Annotated in this window: 17 protein-coding genes and 1 pseudogene; 4 read left to right on the top strand and 14 right to left on the bottom strand. The window is 56.9% G+C overall.

All coding sequences use genetic code 11. The features are described 5' to 3' along the window. Positions 1 to 305 precede the first annotated feature (305 nt). Positions 306 to 497: a hypothetical protein gene (locus HV770_RS19285; RefSeq protein ID WP_175162085.1), complete on the top strand. Its 192-nt coding sequence runs from the start codon at positions 306 to 308 to the stop codon at positions 495 to 497. A gap of 352 nt (positions 498 to 849) precedes the next feature. Further along, complete coding sequence (locus HV770_RS19280; protein ID WP_175162084.1) at positions 850 to 4068, top strand: bifunctional diguanylate cyclase/phosphodiesterase; 3219 nt, start codon at positions 850 to 852, stop codon at positions 4066 to 4068. 402 nt (positions 4069 to 4470) lie between these two features. On the opposite strand, the gene HV770_RS19275 is transcribed toward HV770_RS19280, so the two are convergent. The 8 genes from HV770_RS19275 to HV770_RS19240 all read right to left on the bottom strand — a co-directional run bounded on the left by HV770_RS19275 (position 4471) and on the right by HV770_RS19240 (position 13757). Further along, positions 4471 to 6036 carry a methyl-accepting chemotaxis protein gene (locus HV770_RS19275; protein ID WP_175162082.1) on the bottom strand — a complete coding sequence of 522 codons (1566 nt, stop codon included), beginning with the start codon at positions 6034 to 6036 and terminating at the stop codon, positions 4471 to 4473. 775 nt (positions 6037 to 6811) lie between these two features. Next, positions 6812 to 7999: a porin gene (locus tag HV770_RS19270; RefSeq protein ID WP_175162080.1), complete on the bottom strand. Its 1188-nt coding sequence runs from the start codon at positions 7997 to 7999 to the stop codon at positions 6812 to 6814. Positions 8000 to 9378: 1379 nt separating this feature from the next. Further along, positions 9379 to 10734, bottom strand: a complete 1356-nt coding sequence (locus tag HV770_RS19265) for an MFS transporter (RefSeq protein ID WP_175162078.1) — start codon at positions 10732 to 10734, stop codon at positions 9379 to 9381. A gap of 77 nt (positions 10735 to 10811) precedes the next feature. Next, on the bottom strand, positions 10812 to 11885 hold the full coding sequence (locus HV770_RS19260; RefSeq protein ID WP_175162076.1) for a DctP family TRAP transporter solute-binding subunit: 1074 nt from the start codon (positions 11883 to 11885) through the stop codon (positions 10812 to 10814). A 66-nt stretch (positions 11886 to 11951) separates the two neighbouring features. Further along, positions 11952 to 12128 (bottom strand): hypothetical protein, encoded by a 177-nt coding sequence (locus HV770_RS19255; protein WP_175162074.1) that lies wholly within the window; start codon positions 12126 to 12128, stop codon positions 11952 to 11954. Beyond that, positions 12125 to 12595 (bottom strand): hypothetical protein, encoded by a 471-nt coding sequence (locus HV770_RS19250; RefSeq protein WP_175162072.1) that lies wholly within the window; start codon positions 12593 to 12595, stop codon positions 12125 to 12127. Before HV770_RS19250 ends, HV770_RS19255 begins: the two co-directional genes overlap by 4 nt. Before the next feature lie 106 nt (positions 12596 to 12701). Continuing rightward, on the bottom strand, positions 12702 to 13211 hold the full coding sequence (locus HV770_RS19245) for a DoxX family membrane protein (RefSeq protein ID WP_175162070.1): 510 nt from the start codon (positions 13209 to 13211) through the stop codon (positions 12702 to 12704). 21 nt (positions 13212 to 13232) lie between these two features. Then, positions 13233 to 13757, bottom strand: coding sequence for a hypothetical protein (locus HV770_RS19240; protein ID WP_175162068.1), 525 nt, complete (start codon positions 13755 to 13757; stop codon positions 13233 to 13235). A gap of 555 nt (positions 13758 to 14312) precedes the next feature. Between HV770_RS19240 and HV770_RS19235 the strand changes: the two genes are divergently transcribed. Together HV770_RS19235 and HV770_RS19230 are read left to right on the top strand one after the other, a co-directional pair. Next, positions 14313 to 15407 (top strand): porin, encoded by a 1095-nt coding sequence (locus HV770_RS19235; protein WP_246291017.1) that lies wholly within the window; start codon positions 14313 to 14315, stop codon positions 15405 to 15407. 237 nt (positions 15408 to 15644) lie between these two features. Beyond that, positions 15645 to 16407 (top strand): annotated as a pseudogene (locus HV770_RS19230) (IS3 family transposase); the annotation flags it as partial. Between the two features lie 17 nt (positions 16408 to 16424). Here HV770_RS19230 and HV770_RS19225 read toward each other — a convergent pair. From HV770_RS19225 to HV770_RS19200, 6 genes are all read right to left on the bottom strand, one after another. Further along, complete coding sequence (locus HV770_RS19225; RefSeq protein ID WP_175162067.1) at positions 16425 to 16613, bottom strand: hypothetical protein; 189 nt, start codon at positions 16611 to 16613, stop codon at positions 16425 to 16427. Between the two features lie 11 nt (positions 16614 to 16624). Further along, positions 16625 to 17143 carry a hypothetical protein gene (locus HV770_RS19220; protein WP_246291016.1) on the bottom strand — a complete coding sequence of 173 codons (519 nt, stop codon included), beginning with the start codon at positions 17141 to 17143 and terminating at the stop codon, positions 16625 to 16627. Between the two features lie 98 nt (positions 17144 to 17241). Then, on the bottom strand, positions 17242 to 17436 hold the full coding sequence (locus HV770_RS19215) for a hypothetical protein (protein ID WP_175162065.1): 195 nt from the start codon (positions 17434 to 17436) through the stop codon (positions 17242 to 17244). An 11-nt stretch (positions 17437 to 17447) separates the two neighbouring features. Then, entirely contained in the window at positions 17448 to 17960 is a 513-nt protein-coding gene (locus HV770_RS19210; protein WP_175162063.1) for a hypothetical protein, read from the bottom strand. Positions 17961 to 18030: 70 nt separating this feature from the next. Next, entirely contained in the window at positions 18031 to 19203 is a 1173-nt protein-coding gene (locus HV770_RS19205; RefSeq protein ID WP_246291014.1) for a mandelate racemase/muconate lactonizing enzyme family protein, read from the bottom strand. A gap of 66 nt (positions 19204 to 19269) precedes the next feature. After that, positions 19270 to 20607, bottom strand: a complete 1338-nt coding sequence (locus HV770_RS19200) for an MFS transporter (protein ID WP_175162061.1) — start codon at positions 20605 to 20607, stop codon at positions 19270 to 19272. Positions 20608 to 20617: the final 10 nt, after the last annotated feature.

The following is a 20617-nucleotide window of genomic DNA, read 5'->3' as shown; positions in this document are numbered from 1 at the left end:
TAGCGAATTCGCGGCACGATCAGGGACCGGTATCGACGCGAATAGAAATACGGCCTGCAATTTCACCTGCTCGCTTCCGCCAGCCCTCGAATGTGCATACGCTTAGGAAGCGGATTCACGAATGCCGCAGCAACAGCTGCGGCAGATCGACGAACGTTCGATCGGGTGCCCCGTCGCGACTGCTGAAGCGCAGTGCCGGAGCGCCGATGCTGAGATCGAGTCAGAATATCGGGGGACCGCCAGCTAACCGGGGACCGGATCTTGCTGGCGATATCCATGTCCCGGCTCATGAAAGGGAGAGTGTCATGATCAGGCTACTCGGCATCCTGGCTTTCGCGTTCGGCGTTGCGGGCTGCGTCGCTGCGCAGCCGCCCTATTACGGATACGGCGACCCGCCCGGATACTATGCACCCCGGCCCAGTGTCGGCGTCGGTATCGGTGTGGGCAGCTTCGGCGGGTCCGGTTTCGGAGGCGTCGGCGTCGGGCTCGGTTTCTAAAGCGCGGTGACGCACGGGGCGCACGCTGGCGACTTCCATGCGAGCGCTCCTGGCATTCAATCCGCCATACCTCAAGTAACAGCCCGATATGTACGGTCCGCCAACCAGTTCGTCCAAATCATCTACAGAAAGCCTCAGAGAAAACCCGCACCATCTTGTTGCGTCTTCAGCACCTTCCCGGGGCGTTTTAAGCGAAAACTAAAGAACTTCTCCAACTGGTCGATAGCATGATCAGGGGCTTCTCCCCCGACGGACCTGACCGAGGTCCGACGTTCCCAGCACGGAGAAACGCAGTGAAACGTCTGGCTTATCGCCCCCGGGACGCAAGCTTCGCGATCACGCGATCACACCCATGAAACGCAACCTGTTCTTCCGGTTTCTCGGACGCCTTCGCGTCGGCCGCAAATTGCTGCTGATCTATCTGCTCGACCTGAGCGCAGTGCTGTACATCAGCGGCATCCTGATCCACGAGAAGTACATCGCGATCGACTTCTCTGACAAGGAGTTGATCGGCAATGCCTACGTCGCGGCCGTGCACGACGCGTTTATCGACTTCGCACTCGCGGGGGCCGGGCAACCGCAGACTGCGGCTCAATTACAGCGCACTGCCAGCAAACTCGCGGATGCCGAGCGCCACTTCGGCGCGAATATGCAGAGCGCCGCGCTCAATGAACGGGTGCTCGAAGCACTCTCAGCCAGCTCGGCACCCCATGCGAGTGCAGCGACGGTGGACAGCGGCCTGGAGGCGACGCGTGCACTGGTGACGCGCGTCGGTAACCAGTCGAATCTGATTCTGGATCCGGACCTCGACAGCTACTACTCCATGTCGCTGTCGATTCTGCGCTATCCGGAGTTGCTCGCCGACGTCAACCGGATCGGCCGCCACCTGCATGATGCCGACGCGAGTCGCCGCGCCGCACCGATGAGCCGCGACGAGATGCGGACTCGCTACCTCGTGCTGGAAGGACAACTCGACGCGGTATTGCAGGGACTGCGCTCGGACTATTCGGAAGCCGCGGCCGCGAACGGCGCACTGAGCGGGACGATCGGACCGCCGATCGCACGCATGCTCGCCGCGGTCGACGCTTATCGCCGTGTGGCTGGCGCCGCTGTCGACGCCGGCCCCGCCGATGCGGCCAGGCTCGCCGCGCTCGATGCCGCCCAGCAGCGCGTGGTGACGAGCATCAGCAACGCGTGGAGCGTGACCGGCAATCAGCTCGAAATACTTTTGCATGAGCGCGTGCGCGGCCTCTTCGAGCGGATGTGGCTGCACCTTGGAACCGCCCTCTTCCTGCTGTGCGCGATCCTGAGCATGGTGTACTTCGTCGCGCAGCAGATCTCGCGCCCCCTGCGCCAGCTCGCGCGTGTGATGGACACGGTGCGCCGCACAGGCGACCACTCTCTGCGCGCCAACTGGCATAGCCAGGACGAGATCGGCCAGCTCGTGCAGGGCTTTAACGACATGCTCGCGCAACTCGACCGCGAGCGTGACGCGCAGAAGGAACTTGCGGCGACAGCCCGCGCGTCGGCCGCGCAGTATGCGCTCGTCGAGGCGACACCCGTGCCGATGGTCGTCACGGCAATCCCGGGGCATGAGGTACTGCACGCGAACAGACCGGCGCTTGCCTGGCTCAATGGCTGCACGGTAGACCCATGGGGATTCGGGCTCGACTCGGAAGTGCGCGCGCGCTTCTTCCAGCAACTCTCCGACCGCGAGGCCGTGGATGAATTCGAGGTGCACTGGAAGGCCGGCAGCGAACCGACCTGGGCGATGCTGTCGGCGCGGCGCCTCGACTTCCAGGGGCGCGACGCCGTGTTGACCGCATTCACCCCGATCAACCAGATCAAGCTGATGGAGCAGCGCCTCGAGTTGTGGGGCAAGGTATTCGAGGCATCATCCGAGGCGATTCTGATTCTGGATGCACAGCGGCGGCTCGTGACAGCCAACGCATCGTTCTATCGTGCGACCGGATATCGCGCCGACGACGTGGCGGGCAAGGAGCCCGCTTTCCTTTTCGGCGCGCAGGAGCAAGGCGACATCTTTCCGGCCATCATCGATTCCGTCGATCGACTCAGCGCATGGCATGGCGAAGCGCATGTGCGACGCCGTGCAGGCAGCGATTATCCGGCATGGCTCATGGTGAGCGCGGTGCGCGACCGGCGCGCGAACCTCTCTCACTATATCTGCACGTTGATCGATATCACGGACCGCAAGAAGAGCGAGGCCCGCATCCAGTTCCTCGCCGAACACGACGTGCTGACCGAACTGCCGAACCGCGAGCTCTTCGTGCAGCGCCTCGGCGTGGTGCTCGATAGCGCGCGCCGCACGGGGCAGCGTGTCGCGGTACTGTTCATCGATCTCGACCGCTTCAAGAACATCAACGATTCGCTGGGCCATCACATCGGCGACAACCTCCTGCGCTCGGTCTCACGACGCCTCTTGCAAGCCGTGCGCAGCAACGATACGGTGAGCCGTCTCGGCGGAGACGAGTTCACGGTGATTCTGAATGGCGTGAGCAATGCGGCGGACGTCAGCCGAACGATCGAGGACCGCCTGTTGCCGCTCGTGCGTCAGCCGCACGAACTAGGCGGCGTCGCGTTGCCGGTGTCGTGCAGTGTCGGCGTGGCGCTGTTCCCCGACGATGGCGAGGACATCGAAACGCTGATGCAGAATGCCGACGCGGCGATGTATCAAGCGAAGGGCGCGGGACGCAACCTCGTCAAGTTCTTTGCGCCCGAGATGGCCGAACGCGCGCGCCACCGCCTGAGGCTCGAAGCGTGCCTGCGCACCGCGATCGCAACGCACGAGTTCCGGCTCGAATACCAGCCTTGCGTTGATGCGCTCACGAGCGAACTGGTCGCGGTAGAAGGATTACTGCGGTGGAACAGCGCGCAGATCGGCACGGTGTCGCCCGCGCAGTTCATTCCAATTGCCGAAGACACACGGCTCATCATTCCACTCGGCGCCTGGGTCATCGACGAAGCATGCCGACAGATCGCGGCATGGGACATGGAGGGGGCGATGCGCTTGCGCGTGTCGATCAATCTGTCGGCCGTCCAGCTGCGCGACCCGGACCTGCTCGAAACGCTCGCACATAGTCTCGCATCGCATCGCGTCGCCCCCGAGCGGCTCGAACTGGAGATCACCGAGACAGTGCTCATGGACAGTGCGGAAGACTATCTCACGACCATCAACGCGATTCGCAAGCTCGGCGTGAAACTGTCCCTCGATGACTTCGGCATCGGGTACTCCAGCCTCAGCTATCTGAACCGCTTTCCGCTCGATCGGCTCAAGATCGATCGTGCGTTCGTCCAGGACATGCTGGAGGCCCCGGCCGACCTCGCCATCATCCGGGCGATCATTGATCTGGGCCATGAGTTGGGTCTGCGGGTGGTCGCCGAAGGTGTCGAGAGCGAGCATCAGGCTCGCATCCTGCGGGACATCGGGTGCGATGAACTGCAGGGGTTTCTATTCTCGAAGGCGCTGTCGCCTGCTGATTTGTGGTCGTGGAGCAGCGCGAGGCTGGTGCGCTTTCTGGACAATTCTCGCGCTGCTACTACGGGGGCCTGACTTCGGTTCCGCAGCAGTGTCGCGGGCATATTCGGGACGCTGGTACTCGTCGGTGTCGCGCTCGCTCCGCTCGGCGTGCGCATGCAGGTAAGCGCCCAACGCAGCACTCTTTCTGTCGGAAGAGGAACTCGCATTCTCGACCGATCCAACATCGCCGGCAAAGTATCCAGGAATGGCCGACGCCGGCCTCTTCGGACTGGCAACGTCAGTGTTGCGCGCTTATGAAGGTTTTGTCAAAGCGGTTCCCGCGAACGGGCACGTCCTCGCCGGCGTGCGGCTGGTTCCGCTTCTTAACTCACCGTAATTCGCAGCAGAACCGAAGTGATAACGTCGCAGTAACAGAGCCTTCGTCAATATAAAATCACTCCCTCATTGGGGTTTATTTGTGCTGGCCACTGTGATTTAGATGGAGCGTGCGATCTTGAAGTTAGTAACCAGTGTCTGTAGGCGTTCTGCTTCTGCATGAACGCCACGGGCCGCGGCAGCGGCCTCTTCGACCAAGGCAGCGTTGTGCTGGGTCACCGTATCGATTTCGCCGATCGCCTTATTTATCTCCATGATGCCCCGGTGGCCATCATCGGATGCGTGAGTGATCTCCTCCATCAGGGTCGATACGTGAGCGAACTCACTCACCACCTCGTTGATCTTCGACCCAGCGTCGTTCACCAGTTGAGATCCTTGGTCAACGCGGGTGACCGAATTGCTGACCAAGTCCTTGATCTCTTTGGCGGCCGTCGCCGAGCGTTGAGCCAGCGTGCGGACTTCTTGGGCGACGACGGCGAAGCCACGGCCTTCGTTGCCAGCACGTGCAGCTTCAACCGCCGCATTAAGGGCCAAGATATTGGTCTGAAAGGCGATACCCTCGATAGTCGCAATGATGTCGGCGACTTTCTTGGATTGATCGGCGATGCCTGTCATGGTGATCACGACCTCTTTCATGACCTCTCCGCCGCTGTTTGCCAGATCGGACGTAGTCTGTGCGAGTTTGAGGCCATGCCTCGCATTAGCCGCGTTATTTTGCACGGTCGCCGTCAACTGCTGGATCGAAGCTACCGTCTGCTCGAGAGACGCCGCCTGTTCCTCGGTGCGCTGGCTCAGATTCTCGTTACCTGCCGCGATTTCGGATGCTCCGGCCAATACGGCCTCACTACCCGAGCGGACCTGCTTCACGATATTCACGAGACTCTCATTCATGCTGCGAAGCGCACGCATCAATTGGCCGAGTTCAGTATCGGAATGTACCCTGACTTGTGACGTCAAATCGCCCGACGCAACCGCCTCAGCAATCTTTACCGCGTCAGTTAACGGGAAGACGATCGACGTGGCAACCGAGTTGCAGACATATACCGTCGCGATAATGGCGATACAAATTACGGTGAACGTCAGCACCAGGGCCATATCATAGTCGTGAACGGCCTTGTCCGCAGCCTCATCTGCCTGCTTCTGAATGAAGTCCAGATGGGCGGCGAGCGTGTTCTCCGCGGCTTTGAAAACATCGAAGATCTTTGTGTTAGCCAGCACCCGCTCTGTAGCAAGATCTGGATTGTCAGACATTGCAAGGGTGTAGAGTTCTTTGTTGATCACCGCGTACTCAGCAATCGCTTTCTTATCGTTCGCGAAATACTGCTGATCCTCGCCCGGCAGCGCGTGTCTCCCATAGCGATCGACACCCTTTCTCAGCTGATCCAAGGCTTCGGCCCGAGTCGCGGCATTGGCATCTTTGGCTTGTTTGGTATCAGACAAGACAAGACCCAGCGTGGAGCGACGATCCGTACTGAGGGCCAGACGAAGATCAGCAATTGTTTTCACTGACTCCATCCAATTCTGTTTGATGTCCAGTAGATGTGATTGAATCCGATGCGCCTGGAAGAGCGCAAATCCAGCGGCGCTGCATAGCAGCAGGATAACGATTACGAAGCTAACAAACAGCCGGTTCCGTACTTTGAGATTGCGAAGAAGCAGAAGCATATTTTGTTGTCTGAATTAATTGTATTCTATTTGATATCGGCATGAACTCCCTAAGTATGGATGGGGGGCAATCTTGATTGTGAAACCTGACCTGATGTGCTAGCGCCAGGCCCGGCGAGAAGGCAAAAAGTGATCAGGTTCACCCGCTGAACGACTGGTTCGGCCCGCGATCAAGATTACAGGTTGAGCAACGACTGATATGACGAAGACTACTTATGTCCTCAACGTATAGAACTCTTCCGCAAGAGTTTGCCGGTCACCGATGATTTTCATTCCCTGGCAATAACATGAGGCACCTCAATGCCATCGAGCAGGATGCATGCGCACCGGAGCCTCTTCAACTCGAGCATGGGCCGCGTGCGTCGCTTGGTTGCCGGGCGCCCATATAACAGAGCATCGCGCCGGTTCCCTTGTACTTCGGAAACTGGCGCGCCTGCCTGCATCAACTTGCCGTCAACGCTAAAGTGCTCCTCAGAAAGATATCTGCGCTCGCGCGCAGTCCAGACTGGCTCGTCGAAAGGCAGCGCCACGTCGAGTGGTCCCACACAATCCCGTCCATTGGCAGACCGACGAATCAGCGAAACACCATGTTGCAGGAAATCTCTTCCATCAGAATCCGTTCGCTATGAATCGAATACAGCACCTGTCGCAAAAGGGCCGGACGATCGTGCTGAACAGGCTGGTGGCAGTACTCGCAGCCCGCGCTCCATAACCCGTGAAGACCACGCCAGCGATGACGAAAACATGCTCATCGCTGCCGTTTTTCAATGAAGCATCAGAATCGATGCATCATGCCAAGCTGGAACACTGACTGGATATTTCCGCTCGCCACAATGTTCCCGATTTCTGCAACGTATGCGCCGTTGGTGCGTTGATAGACGCCGGCGGCATAGACAGAGGTCCGTCTCGACAACGCGTACGTCAACTGCAATGCGGCCTGGTTGATCACGACGTTCTTCAGCAAAGCGTTCCCGTTTTCGTAGGTATAAGCGCCGCCAAGGTTCCAGGCTGGTGAGAAGTCATAGCCGATGCCACCGGCCAGCGCGTAAATCTTCGCACCCGTATGGGTGTTGCGCGCCTCGCTGTACATCCCCGAGACCGTGAAATGGGCGTACCTCGTCCTCGCACCGGCGAGCAGAGTGGCGATACCACTATGCCCGTTGTTGACCGGCGCATAGTTCTGCTCAGTGTAAACAACAGCAGCACGCGTTTCCCCATTCCGGAAGTTGATCGCCGCGCTTTTTCCGGCGCCGTTGTTGAAGTCCCCCGCTGTGCCGCCGAGGCTATACATCACGCCAACCGACAACCCGGCATATTCCTCCGAGACAACCTTGATGGCATTCGACATCCGTTTGCCGCCGACACGATCCCAGTTGATCGCGCCCAACCCAGTAATTTGGCCGTTCGTTGTGATAGGCGCGAACGGCCCCCCTGCGACGGCGCCAGCAATCTGAGCTGGCCCCGAAACGCCGAGCAGGTCGGCACCGAAACTACCGGTCCGAAAGTTGAGCATACCGCCAGCTATGCCCGTCGCCGGATCGATACCGCCAAGCAGGTAATAGTCGAAGGCGAAATCGTTCTGCCGTCCGAGGCGGAAGCTGCCGATCCCTGTCTGACTGAGACCGACCCACGAGGAGTTCTCGAACATTGCGCCGCGTGACTGCGGATCAAGTCCCCCTGTGCTCAGGCTGATCATCGAGTCGAGGCTGAAGTTGGCCCGCAGGCCGCCCCCCATGTCCTCGCTCCCGCGGAAGAAAAGCTTGGTGGGAAAGATGGCCGAATCCTGCATTTGATACAAACGTGCCCCACCTGAATCACGATAGGTCGCGACACCCTCGTCAAGGAATCCCCCGAGCATGACGCTACTTTGCGCATGCGCGGCCGTAGCGCCCATGCAAAGTGATGCACATGCCAACGGCACTGTGGCCCATCGGTGTTTCCTCCCGGTCCCCTGGTAATTCATACATTCTCCTGATTGTTATCGGTGGCCTCTGAAATCAACTGCTAGTGAATGTGAAACGCGAGTACATGCATCTGTTACGCCGGTCCGTTGCCATCCCGAACATCTGCAGCATCCAACACCGCGTCGGGATCCGGTAGAACAGCCAAAGCACTGTGGATGCCGTTGGCCTAGGCCGTTGCCAGCTGCGCTTAGCCGTCGGAAGAATCGACAAGGGACCGGTGTCGGTCCTGTCGAAAGACCGAGCTCACCAAATTGGCGATGAAGATGTTGTGCGTGTCGGCTTCAATGACTTTCCCAATCTGGCATTCAATCGTTGCGAGAACTTTGGCGCGCACCTGCAGGCCTCACCTGCCAGTCGTCCTTCGTGTATTTCTCTTCCGATGCGAGCGGACTCGTGAATCGATCGACCAGTGAAGCCCTGCCCACGGCGACACCTTCACCGTTAACTGCGTGGCCGTTCAAATGCTCGCGCAGCACGCGTTGGCACGATTCACACACACAGCCGGCAATTCGCTCGCCGAACACGCTGCCGTAGCCATCTGGCCGGCATGACTTCCATGCCACGCGCACGCGGCAATCACAAAGACGTGTCCGCTCAGTCAACGCTTCGCCGCTTGACGTGTGTGCACGTACATATCATCGCAGCACACAATATACTTCTTTTTATCAAGGCTAAATAGTATTTCGATTAGCCTTTTATCGCGAAGTACCAGGACTGGTAAAGACCCTGGGCTTCTTGATGCGTCGAGAGTCATCCCCAAACAATGGCATTCGCGCTCAGCTTTGTCAGCTTGACAGGCGCGGGATAAGTGCCGCCAAAAGAAGTAGTTAAGGAGGGTGGCCGCGTCGTCATTCGGGAGTGAACTGCGTGGGCGAGACGCGTGCGAGAGCAGTTCGGAAACGTCCTCGCTCAGCGGCTGCCTGGTCGTCGCACACTTGGGGCCGAGCGGATCCGGTTCGAATATGACTTCCTCGCGCGGCAGGTGCGGCGGGAGCGGCTCTCGGCTGAATCGAAATGCGAGATTGAGGCCTAGTAGCGGGACTACAACGAGTCCTGCCTCATGTGGGCGCTCAAATATTTAACGCCGGACACTAACGCTACAGGCTATCCGCGAAACCGGAGCGGTTCACCGTTGTATGTTTATCGGATCGGCGTCCAACTTTTGCGGTGCGGTTCGTTGTAACGGCGCTTTTTTCCTTTAACGATCAGGTCCGAGGTGCCGCTCCACAACGTCTAGTCGGCAGTCAGATGCGAGCGCGTATGAAGCATAAGAAGTGACTGTAGCATCGTGACCACCAAAATGCTCGCCTAAGTCCCGTCCGTAATCGTTGTTCCCTGATGGGAGATTTTCGTTATTCATACATTTATCCTCGATTACTTATCGCAACTCGGCACCTTCATTCGCCGGAAGACGGCTGAACGCGGCCACTGACAGACAACTCAAGCCCCCGACGATAAAAAACGCCATCGGAAAGTCGCTCATCGTCAAATCCTCCGCACTATGCCCGTGAGCGCGCGCAGTGATCGACAAGCAGTAAGCAAATAGCGCGACCCCCAAGCTCATCGACGTCTGCTGCATCATCGTCGAAAGTACTGTTGCCTTGCTCATAATTTGCTTCCCAACGCCAGAAAACCCGACCGTATTCATCGTGACCATGGCGAGCGAGTTGGCGACTCCCGCCACGAAGAGCACAGCACACATGAAATAAATTGACGTTCCGGGCGAGTACAAACCATTGACTGAAAATGCAGCACCGGACAATACGGTTGCTGTGATCATCAGAGGCTTGAACCCGAATTTATTGATGGCGTGGCGCATGATGGGGCGAATCACAAAAGCACCAACCGAAAGCCACGCACTCGTCAATCCGGATTGAATAGGCGTGAATCCCATGCCGATCTGCAAAAGCAGCGGAACGAAAATGGGAGCCGAACCGACCACTATTCTTACAGGCACACCGCCAATATTTGTAATACTGAATGCTCGGTGTCCGAAAATGCTGAGCGGGATGATGACGTCATCGCGATCTCTGCTATAAATCCAATAGCAGATCGACGCCACGATGCCGATGCTCGTGACGAGAATTGTGGCGCTCAGAGAAACAAAATTCCGCCCGATAGTTTCCAGGCCGCAGATCAGTCCAGAAAGTCCGACCGCCATCAGCATAAAACCTGTGAAGTCGAATCGCCCCGCCTTTCCTGATTGCGCATCCGGCACGAACTTTAGTGACAACAAGATTCCCAAAACACCGAAAGGGATGTTGAGGAGGAATATCCAACGCCATGACGCCAGCGTGACGATGAAACCTCCAAGAAGCGGGCCTACGACACGACCGATGGTCCCCGGCACGGTAAACCACAGCATCGCCACTATCAACTGCCCAGGCGGGATGCTGCGCAAGAGGATCAACCGTCCGACCGGCACCATCATCGCGCCACCGAGCCCTTGCAATATCCGGAACAAGACGATTTGAGTGACGGATGTTGCAGCTCCGCACAGTGCCGATGCGAGCGAAAATATCGCGACGGCCGCGCAGAAAACATGGCGGGTACCGAAGCGATCCATGATCCAGCCGCTCGCGGGCAGAAACAGCGCCAAACTCAAGAGATATGCGGTGATGGCGAAGTTGAGGCGAAGTATCTCGACGTTCAACGACGCAGCAATCGACGGAAGTGCCGTACCCAGTATCGATGTATCGACCGCCTGCAAAAACATCGGCACAGCGACGATCATAGGAATCAGTCGTGTGTGCCGAGAGAAAGAAGCCAATTTGGCGTCTTGTTTCGCCCCGAGGGTTATATTTTCGTCTGTCACCGAGTTATCCAGCGTGTTCCTATCTGATGGCGGTACAGATCGAGAATTTTCGGATCGTAGCTGCGGAAGAATTGCTGCCTGACGGGTTCCGTCATCGCTTCCATCCTTGCAAGCTCTGTTGGCGAGAGGCTATGAACAGTCATCCCGTGATGTGCAAGTTCGGCACTATCCGTCTTCGCCTGTTCCCGAATCAGATCGCGTTCATAGCGCCCGGCTTCTATCGCCGCGTGTTGTAAAACATTTCGGTCCCGAACCGACAACCTTCGCCATACTGCGGAGTTGGCCACGACTGCAATCGCACTATAAGAATGATTCGTGACCGTCATGGTCGATTGAACATCATATAGGTGGCCGACCAGGATTTGCGACGCAAAGTTGTCTTGCGCTTCCGCTCGTCCTGACTTTAGAGCCTGATATAGCTGTGGATACGGAAGACTGACAACCGTGGCACCCAATGCCTTAAATGTCTCGACGAATGCCGGCTCCGGAATAACACGAACCGGACGGTCCGTCAGATCAGTCGCATGTATGAACGACTTCCCCGATGTCGTGATCTGCCGGAAGCCGTTTTCCCACCATGCCAGACCTACCAGTCCATGGCTTTCGAGACGCGACATCAATTCCCGCCCTACGGGGCCGTCCAGTAGTTCATGCGCCTGGCGATCACTGTGGACTACGAAGGGAAGATCCATGATCTCGAATTCGGGTTCGACATGACGCAGTGCCGGCGTAACGAGCAGCATCATATCGGGCGCATGAGGACCTCCCTCCTGCAGCGCCTTGATCTGATCCTCGGGCGATCCGGGAACTGTCGCCCCACTCACCGTCACCGCCAGGCGTCCGTTCGATCCTTCACTTACGAGGTCCGCGAACTTGATCATGCCGCGCACTGTCGGTTGGTCCGAATTTAAGTGCGCCCGGTATTCCATGATCGTGAGCGTCTGGATCGGTTGGGCATCTGCCCATACCGGCAGCGAAATCAAAAGCGGTGCGAACAACGCTCCGGTAACGTCATGGAAAATTCGGTTCAGGGACCAGCCTGATTTGAAACGTGCAAATCGCTTCTTCATATTTCCAGCATCCTCAAGACGGCGAAGTGAAGAGATGGATGCGGGGTTGACCGCGCATCCATCTGTCTATCGCGCTGACAACGCAGCCCGGATCATCATTGCCAAAGTAATGATCCCGGCGCCCAGGGGAGGGCCATAATCATAAAGACGCAGATGACGCGAGAAGAAAATTGTCGAAGTGAAAATGACCAACAGCGTGACCGCCACTACCACCGCAAAAACCACCATGAAATCCCTCTTCACCACTTACTCCCCGGCTCAAATCCCTCACGTTTCATCCCATCCCAAAACCAGAACGGCTTCGCTTTGATACGGAAAAAATTTGCGTAGTATCCACCGTATGCCAGCAAGAGCGTCCCGTTCAACAGCAACTCTTGAAGGCCGGTGAACAGTTCACGCGGGTCAGGCGAGACGAAAAGATTCAGAAAGACGATCGTTACACTGATGCCAGCCATGACAATCAGCGCCAGCGGCACGGCGATATCGAGTAGTAGCAACGTACCGAGTATGGTCTCAAGATATTTGACCATTTGATAGAAGCCGACGTCGGCCATCGCACCGATATATGCTCCAACTTTGCCCGCGTGGCTGAAATCCGGCACGTATCGAAAAACTACGTAGTAAAGGCCCGACTCAAGATAGTGGAATGCGAAATACAACCTCGCCCACATGACCAAGTACTTCCACGGTGATTCGTGCGCCATGTTCATCGCGCTTTCCTTCAATTCAGGTAACAAAGAGCTACGTCACCTATGCAACGTAGTCAGCTCTTACTCGCCTACATCAGTTGCGAATTCGTGTATCCGGCTTGCGGACTTATGCGATGTCCTGTCTGAAGATATCCGGAAACTTCTTCCAATCTCCGATACGGCCGATCGTCGGCTTGAATGTCATCATCGGGAAGTAGTACTTGATGTACCACACCATCAGGACCAGATTCATGTACAGACAGCCGACGCCCATATAAGGCGTGAGCACCTTGTCGAAGCGATGGTTCAGCACGATCGCGTTGTACCAGACCACAAACGACACCGGCAGCAGCATCAGCAGCCCCAAGGGCACGAAGCAACCGGTAATCAGGAAAATACCGCCCACGATTTCGCAAATTTTTACAATATGGAAAAAGTGCGTGTGAACCATCGTGACCAGTAGTTCGTTCGATGCGTGCAACGTGCCGAACGGTTGCGGAAAGATCGGGGCGTGGCCCGTGGCCGCAAGCCAATAGCTTGTGCCGCTGACGCACATCCAGCCACCGAGATACAAACGACAGAACAGAAGAATGACTTTGCCAACGAGTTGCGGCATCGTTTTCTGATCGCTATACATAATCTGACCACTCCCTATTGGTTATTCTGCAGCCTTGGCAGGCGCTTGCGCCTTCGCCGGGGAAGCGACGCTCGCCTGTGCAACGCGATCGTGACGGATGATCCAACCCGAGCCGCTGATTTCGTAGACATCGACAACGTCTTGCGCGGGCTGACCGCGCGCGGGTCCGATCGTGTGGAAGACGGCGACGTCATTACCTTCGACGATCAGTTTCTTCACCGTGTGCGGGATCGGTTCGCCGTCTTGGTGATCGATCGTCATCGGCGCGTTGTCGACGGCCTTCTCTGCAAAGTACGTCTTGTATGCATCGATGCCCTTCCCCTTTCCGTAAGCCTCGTCCATGAACTCCATAACGATTTCATGCGGGAGCTTACCGGTCCCAGCGTGCCAGTGCCAACGCGGATCCGAGTGGAGCTGGTGGGCGATCTGGAGGATGAACAAGACGCCCAGAAGCGCGGTGACCATCCGTCCCTGCAAACTGTCGAGCCATGCGTTTACACGGGTAGCACTACTATGCGAGGAGAGATCCTCCTGGTTAGCCACCATCCTGCCTCCTTGAGCATTTATGAAAAGATGAATATGCGACCCTGCTTTTAGAATGCACTTTCGCCTACGGAATAGTATATTTTCGTGGGCGATGATGTAAACGCGGGGAAACCCCATTCGAATTCATGCCGCCTCTCGTGGGAGATCGGAGCCGCTCGCTAGTTGCTCTCGACGTTGAATTCCCCGTGAACTTGAGGTGAACTCGGAACCATGGAGCGGGGGTCGGCAGCTCTGGGGCAGCACCGCTCCTGAATGCGGCCTGCGTACCTCACATACGAGCCTCTGGTAGATTGTTTTCGTCAGAAATTCGAGGCGATGAATGCGGATCGCCGCCATCTCTTTTTACTTCGTTTCCCTACATTACTGATGTGCATGCGTTGTCTTTGTAAGCATCTAGGGAATACCCTTGAGCACCACGATTTTTAAATAATTTACTTGCGCTAGTCGAAACGAAATAACATTCTGTATGCTCAGCGCCGTCCGCCGACTGCGCCGCTTATGCCAGGGTGGTCCACACTCTACGAATAAATATTCAAGACATAGGAGATACTTGAAGTGCGTAAACTGCTTATCAGCTGCGCGGTTGCCTCAGCATTCGCCCCTGCGGCTCACGCCCAGAACAGCGTGACCCTGTACGGCGTTGCCGATGCATTTGTCGGCTACTTCTCGAACTCGACCGGCCAACATGCCATCAGCCTGAACAGCGGCGGCGCCGGTGGTTCGCGCTGGGGCTTGCGTGGCGTCGAAGACCTCGGTGGCGGTCTGTCCGCGATTTTCACCCTTGAAAGCGGCTTCAACATCAACAACGGCACGTCCGGCCAGAGCGGACGTCTGTTCGGTCGCCGCGCCTATGTCGGCCTCGACAGCAAGCAATACGGGCAACTGATCGCCGGCCGCCTCCAAACGATGGGTTACGACTGGGGCGGCACATTCGATCCGATGCTGCTCGCGCCCGGATCACCGCTGGGGTCGGTGGGCGGTGAATCCCCCCGTCCGTGGCTGTACAACATGCTGCAAGACCCGGCACGCTCGGACAACACGATTCAGTACTTGTCGCCCGAATTCCACGGTCTGACCGCCAGCGCCACTTATTCGTGGGGCGACAACCAAGGTCTGCAAACCGCGCAGCATTTCCAGTTGGTGACCGTCCGTTATCAGAACGGCCCGCTGCTGACGGAATACGGGTTCGGCCACAGCCTGCAGCCGTCTGCTGTCGTTGCTCGCAACACGTACGAAAATGTGCTCGGCGTCCGCTACAACCTCAACTTTATGGAACTGTATGCTACGGGTCAGATCCGTACGAACGATCCGGGCCGGGTCGACAAGGGTTGGCAATTCGGTTTCACGGTACCGACGGGACCCGCTGGCACGATTCGCGTCTCGTATGGTGGCCTGAGCGATCAGAATATTGGCCCTGACGGCAAGCAGTTGGTCACGAATAACTACTTCGGTAACTGGGTCATCCGCTCGGCAGCTATCGGCTACACGTATTCGCTCTCAAAATCGACAATGCTCTACGGCTTCTTCAAGAAACTGTGGAACCGCGGCATCGCCAACCAAGCAATCTATCCCCCCGGTGGCCTCGGTGCGCCCGCTGGCCTGAACACCAACGTTACGGCAATCGGCTTGGGCGTGGCCACGCGTTTTTAATAGCGTGCTCGGTGGGGCCGAAGATCTGATCGGGACGACCTCCGTACAACGTTGGCTTTTTGAACAGGACTCCAAAAGTTGGACGCCAGCTTTTGGGGTTTTTTCCTGACGAGACACACAGAGAAGTTCAAGCTGGACGTTGCGAAGCGATGCATCGTGGGCTAGGCCATGGAAGCGCTGGGGCAAGTACATGGGGTCGATTGCTCGACGGTTAGCCGGTGGTGCGCCAGCTACCGGGGCGCAGGGCACACCGCGCAAAAAGCGCAAATTGTGCTTGAACTGATGCAGCCATTCCCGCTCGCTGGGCCACTATGAGTGGCCGGTACGGCCCGCAGCGCGTTCTCCGACTAGTGCAAGCCCGCCCCTGGCCCTGGATCGCCATGCAGCCTGAATATCCGATCTGGAAGCTGTTCGAGCAGCACAGGGGGCCTACGGCTCTCGACGGATCACGTGTGCACTGCGGCGTCTGGACGCCGCAGCTGTTGCTGCGGCAGTTCAATGCGCCACGCCCAAACGAAAAGTGGGTAACTGACGTCACCGAGTTCAAGGTTGGCAGCGGAAGCTGTAGCTGTCACGCTGCTGGACCTGTACAACGGACAAATCATCGCTTACGAGACCGACATGCGGCCCGGCCAGCCTTCCAGCTGGTCACACGCATGTTGGGCAAGACCTTACGTCGTCTGGAACGCTGACACAGACCAAGGCTGCATTCCCATCATGCCTGGCAGTACCAGATGCCGGCATGGCGTCGCATGCAAGAGCACGCACTCGCTCACACAAAGCTTGTCGCGCAAGGCGACTGTCTTGGCAACGCTGCGAGGGAGGCCTTCTTCGGCGCGCTGAAATCCAAATTCTTCCATCTGAACAGCCTTCAGAAGCATTGCGCAGTTGCGTGCTGGGCTGCAGCGCAATATTCGGCACTATAGTCACGAGCGAATCGAGCTCGAACTAATAAGGGCTGAGCCCAGTGCAATACCGGACCCAGCCCTGTCACAACTAGCCAGACGTTCAACCTTATTAAGCTTCCCCTCTGGTCCTGTCGCGGATGAGCACGAAAATGAAAAGCAACCAGGAAATGCCGAGACCGAAGTAGTCGAAGTTGCGCAGGGGACGGTAGTCCGCCCAGCCCCAACCCGTCGAACCGTCGATGACCAGCAGCGTCAGAGCGATACAGATGCCGATTGCGATCCAAGTATTTTTTTTCATGCGAATGCTCCTTAAGCCGATTCTTTTTCTTCGAACGACACACCGACCAGGCTCGGGTCGGTGTTCAACAGACCACCTTTACCCTTCAGCTGGAAACCCTTCCAACCATCCCACGGCCACATCGGATTCAGGCTCGGACGGAAGCACGCCGTCATGTAGCCGCTATAAGCGAGCAGCAGCAAACCGTTCATCAGTAGTTCTTGCGGGCCCGAAAACAGTTGACGCGGCGTTGCCGAAATGAACGTATTCAGCCAGAAAATCGTGACGGTAGTCGGCATTTCGAGGATCAGCGTCAGCAAGACGAAGCGGTTCGTCAGAAGCAGGAAACCGTAAATCGCCTCCATATACTTGACCCAGTGATACATACCGATTGCGTCAGCACCGGCCAGATATTCACCGGCGAGGCCTGGAACCATCGGTACATACCCGTCGATCACGAATCGGATGCCGGAGAAGAACAGGTGTGCGCCAAAATAAAGTCGAATCCACGTAACGACGTACTTCCAGGGGGAAGAGTTAGCACTTTGCATAAGGATGTTTCCAAGAATTTAATGCGATACTGTGACGAGATATGCCTGTAGCAGGCATATCGCAAAGGCGGTGATCTAGACCACCACCTGAGGGCCCATTAGATGGCGCCTTTGCGGCGATCCCGAATCAGAACAATGATGACGCAGATCCATGGAATTGCCAGACCGAACATATCGCGTGCACGCAATGCCCGATATTCGGTATAGCCCAGTCCTGTGGAACCGAAGAACACCCAGCACGTCATGATCACGCAGCAGGCGAGGCCAATATAAAGATTTCGATTACTTTTCATTTTCGCCTTCCTTACGCGACGTCGCCCGATACTTCAACTGTCGATGCCGATTTGGCATCTTTACTCAACCTCAGGTGCTCTTTCCAGACATCCACCTTGAAGCCTTCCCATAGCGCGAACGGCTTGTTCGGCTTGAACACACTCGCTATGTACCCGCCATACGCCAGCAGAATGAGGCCATTCATCAGCAGTTGATTCGGGCCAGAGAATAATTGACGGGGAGTTCCAACGATGAAGGTATTGATCCAGAAGATCGAGATCGATGTCGGGAACTCAAGAATCGCACCGAGCAGCACGTAGCGGTTCGTCAGCAGCAGGACGCCTGCCAGCATTTCCATTGCCTTCACGGCATAGAACATGTGGATGGCATCGAGCGCTTGCACGTATTGACCTGCGAGACCGGGAATAAACGGAACCCATCCTGTGGAGAGATACCGGAAACCAGACCACAAAAGATCGGCACCAAAATAGACTCGGAGCCAGAGCACCGCATATTTCCACGGTGGCGAATTCAGTCCGCGCATCGAATATCTCCTCTATCGGTTTATGATATGCACCGCGGCGAAATCGAGTCCGCCGCCTTTTGCCAAGCAACTACGCCTCGACAAACCGATGCTGTTGTCCCGGCGTATGAATCTTGGCCAGCAATTCTCGATTCAACTCGAATCCGAAACCGGCGCCTTCACTCGGATAGGCAAAGCCGCCAGCAAAGCGCTGGCCGCCGATCGCCAAGTCTTCATCGATCGGGATATCGTCACTGTTCCATGCCGCGTGAATCGCGAGTGGACCCATACTTTCGCTAATGAACTGACATGCCCATTCGTTTGCGACCATGAGATGCGTGCTCGGCCCGGATTCAACGCCCGATCCGATCAGAGTGCTGCAAAACACGGGAATGTCGTACATACGACATGCAGCCAGGAATCGCTGTGCCTTGAGCAGTCCGCCTACCTTCTGAATCTTGAGAACGACACCATCGGCCGAACGACGCTCTGCGATTTCGCGCAGATCCCCCAACTCTTGCGCGCCCTCGTCTGCGTATATCGGCGTGTTAATACGCTCACGCAGTTTTGCCAGGCTGTCGCGATATTGATGCGCCAATGGCTGTTCCATGAACGAAAGGTTGTACTGATCGAGGCGCTTTATCGTCGTCAACGCCTGCTCGTAGTTCCATGAGCCGTTCGCGTCCAGGGTAATCTTGGCATCGGGGCCGAGCGCCGCTCGCACTTCGCGGACCGTAGCCACGTCGTTGTCGAATGTATGACGGCCGACCTTGAGCTTGAACGCCGAAAAGCCATTTTCGCGGACTTGAATCGCCAGTTCTGCGACCTTTTCGGGCTCACCCGCCGACAAGACCCAACCGAGCGGAATTTTCTCGCGAGTGCGCCCACCCAACAGGCTGTAGACTGGCACGTCCAATGATTTGGCCTTCAGGTCATGCAGCGCACAGTCAACCAACGCCTTCGCCTGATTGTTGTCGCGGGCGAGTTGATCCATCAAGCCGACGACCTTCTCAATATTGCTCGGATCTTCGCCAAGCAGGATCCGCGGCGCGAAAACATCGGAAATCATTGCCGTCATGGATGCCTGACTTTCACCGCGATACCACGATGATGTATCGCCCGATTCCGCATAGCCGACGAGACCGTTGTCAGCTGTAATAGCCAGGAGAAGTGTATTCAGGCAAGTGATTGTGACATTGGGAAGCTTAATCGGCTTCTTCAGCCGCATGGAAATCGGAATGCACTCAATGCGGGTAATTTTCACTTTATTTGAACCTGTTAATAGTTCGTGGATAGGCACGCAAAAATCACGCGCCGCGACGACTACCACTTATTGCACAACGGGCCGACGCAAAGCAGAGCTGACGCGAATCAGCAGAATCACCGCCAATGCCACGGAGACCACGTAGCAGATGACGAACGAGACACCAAGTGCGTTCGGACCGTCGAATAATTTAGCGACGAGCGCTACCACGGTAGGGCCGAGTGCCAAACCGACGAGGTTCGTGATCAAGTAGTAGAGGGCGGTGATCTTGCCCATCATGTTACCCGGGGTGAAGTTGGCATTCGTTGCACCGCCTGCCACCGCGAACATCGCAAACATGAACATTTGGATGAAGTAGAGGATCATACCCACGCTCATCGTGTGGACCAGCGGGAAGCATGCCGTAGCGACTGCCGCGATTGTGGTTGTGACCGCCGCCACCCGAACAGGCGCATCGACCATACCGCGCTTGCGCAGCCAGTCCGCGATACTGCCGCAGACCAGGAGACCGAGTGGGGAAGCGAGCAGCGCAACCCCGCCAATAGCTTTACCGATTTCCGGACGTGCAACATGCAGCGTGCGAGCGATGATTTCCGGAAGCCATGCCATCTGCGAGCCAATGGCAATACCGTATAGGCAAATCGCAGCCCAGAGTTGAACGTACACGCCACGATTCTTCCATACGAAGCACATAGTCTGCTTGTACGTTACCTCGGAAATATCGGTTTGAAAGCGGCGGACCGGCTCACGCAGCAGCCAAAGCAGTATCGCGAACGGAATCCCAATGATGCCCGGAACCAGCAACACGAAGTGCCACGGCTTCATTCCACCGACGAAGGGCAGGTTATCGAATGCGCCTGCCGATGCTGCCTTCAACAGAACGGCACCGAGCGCCAAGGACAAACCTGTACCCAACATCGGGCCGATATTGTAGATACCGAAAGCAATACTTCGACGGTGCGGTGGAAATGCGTCACGGATCATGGATTGCGATCCCGGAGCCAAAGCCGATTCACCGACACCCAGACCAACACGCGTCAAGAACAACTGGAGATAGGTCGTGCTCAGACCAGATAGCAACTGAACGACCGACCATGCCATGATCGCGCCGCCGAGAAGCGTCTTACGCTGATATTTGTCGACCAGAATACCCATCGGAATACTGAGCACGCTATACAGCAGCATGAAGGAAAGGCCAAGCAATAAACTGACCTGAATATCCGAAATTCCGAGGTCTTCCTTAATCGGTCCGACAACGAGCGCGAGCGCGCCCCTGTCGATGAACGAGATGACGTACGTGGCCGTCAAAACTATAAGCATCCACCATGCACCTTTTGACGTTTTCAGGTCTTCCACGTTGTCGGCTGGTGCCGACTCAGTTAGCACTTCTGCGGTCTCGCTCACAACGGTGTCT

It is taken from the genome of Paraburkholderia fynbosensis (assembly GCF_902859935.1).
GTDB lineage: Bacteria > Pseudomonadota > Gammaproteobacteria > Burkholderiales > Burkholderiaceae > Paraburkholderia > Paraburkholderia fynbosensis.
This window is presented reverse-complemented; position numbering and strand designations above follow the sequence as displayed.

Bases quoted from the DNA above. Each gene is read 5' to 3' on its own strand.
- HV770_RS19285 (WP_175162085.1), top strand. From the start codon at position 306: ATGATCAGGCTACTCGGCATCCTGGCTTTCGCGTTCGGCGTTGCGGGC.
- HV770_RS19280 (WP_175162084.1), top strand. From the start codon at position 850: ATGAAACGCAACCTGTTCTTCCGGTTTCTCGGACGCCTTCGCGTCGGC.
- HV770_RS19275 (WP_175162082.1), bottom strand. From the start codon at position 6,036: ATGCTTCTGCTTCTTCGCAATCTCAAAGTACGGAACCGGCTGTTTGTT.
- HV770_RS19270 (WP_175162080.1), bottom strand. From the start codon at position 7,999: ATGAATTACCAGGGGACCGGGAGGAAACACCGATGGGCCACAGTGCCG.
- HV770_RS19265 (WP_175162078.1), bottom strand. From the start codon at position 10,734: ATGATCGTCGCTGTGCCGATGTTTTTGCAGGCGGTCGATACATCGATA.
- HV770_RS19260 (WP_175162076.1), bottom strand. From the start codon at position 11,885: ATGAAGAAGCGATTTGCACGTTTCAAATCAGGCTGGTCCCTGAACCGA.
- HV770_RS19250 (WP_175162072.1), bottom strand. From the start codon at position 12,595: ATGAACATGGCGCACGAATCACCGTGGAAGTACTTGGTCATGTGGGCG.
- HV770_RS19245 (WP_175162070.1), bottom strand. From the start codon at position 13,211: ATGTATAGCGATCAGAAAACGATGCCGCAACTCGTTGGCAAAGTCATT.
- HV770_RS19240 (WP_175162068.1), bottom strand. From the start codon at position 13,757: ATGGTGGCTAACCAGGAGGATCTCTCCTCGCATAGTAGTGCTACCCGT.
- HV770_RS19225 (WP_175162067.1), bottom strand. From the start codon at position 16,613: ATGAAAAAAAATACTTGGATCGCAATCGGCATCTGTATCGCTCTGACG.
- HV770_RS19220 (WP_246291016.1), bottom strand. From the start codon at position 17,143: ATGCAAAGTGCTAACTCTTCCCCCTGGAAGTACGTCGTTACGTGGATT.
- HV770_RS19215 (WP_175162065.1), bottom strand. From the start codon at position 17,436: ATGAAAAGTAATCGAAATCTTTATATTGGCCTCGCCTGCTGCGTGATC.
- HV770_RS19210 (WP_175162063.1), bottom strand. From the start codon at position 17,960: ATGCGCGGACTGAATTCGCCACCGTGGAAATATGCGGTGCTCTGGCTC.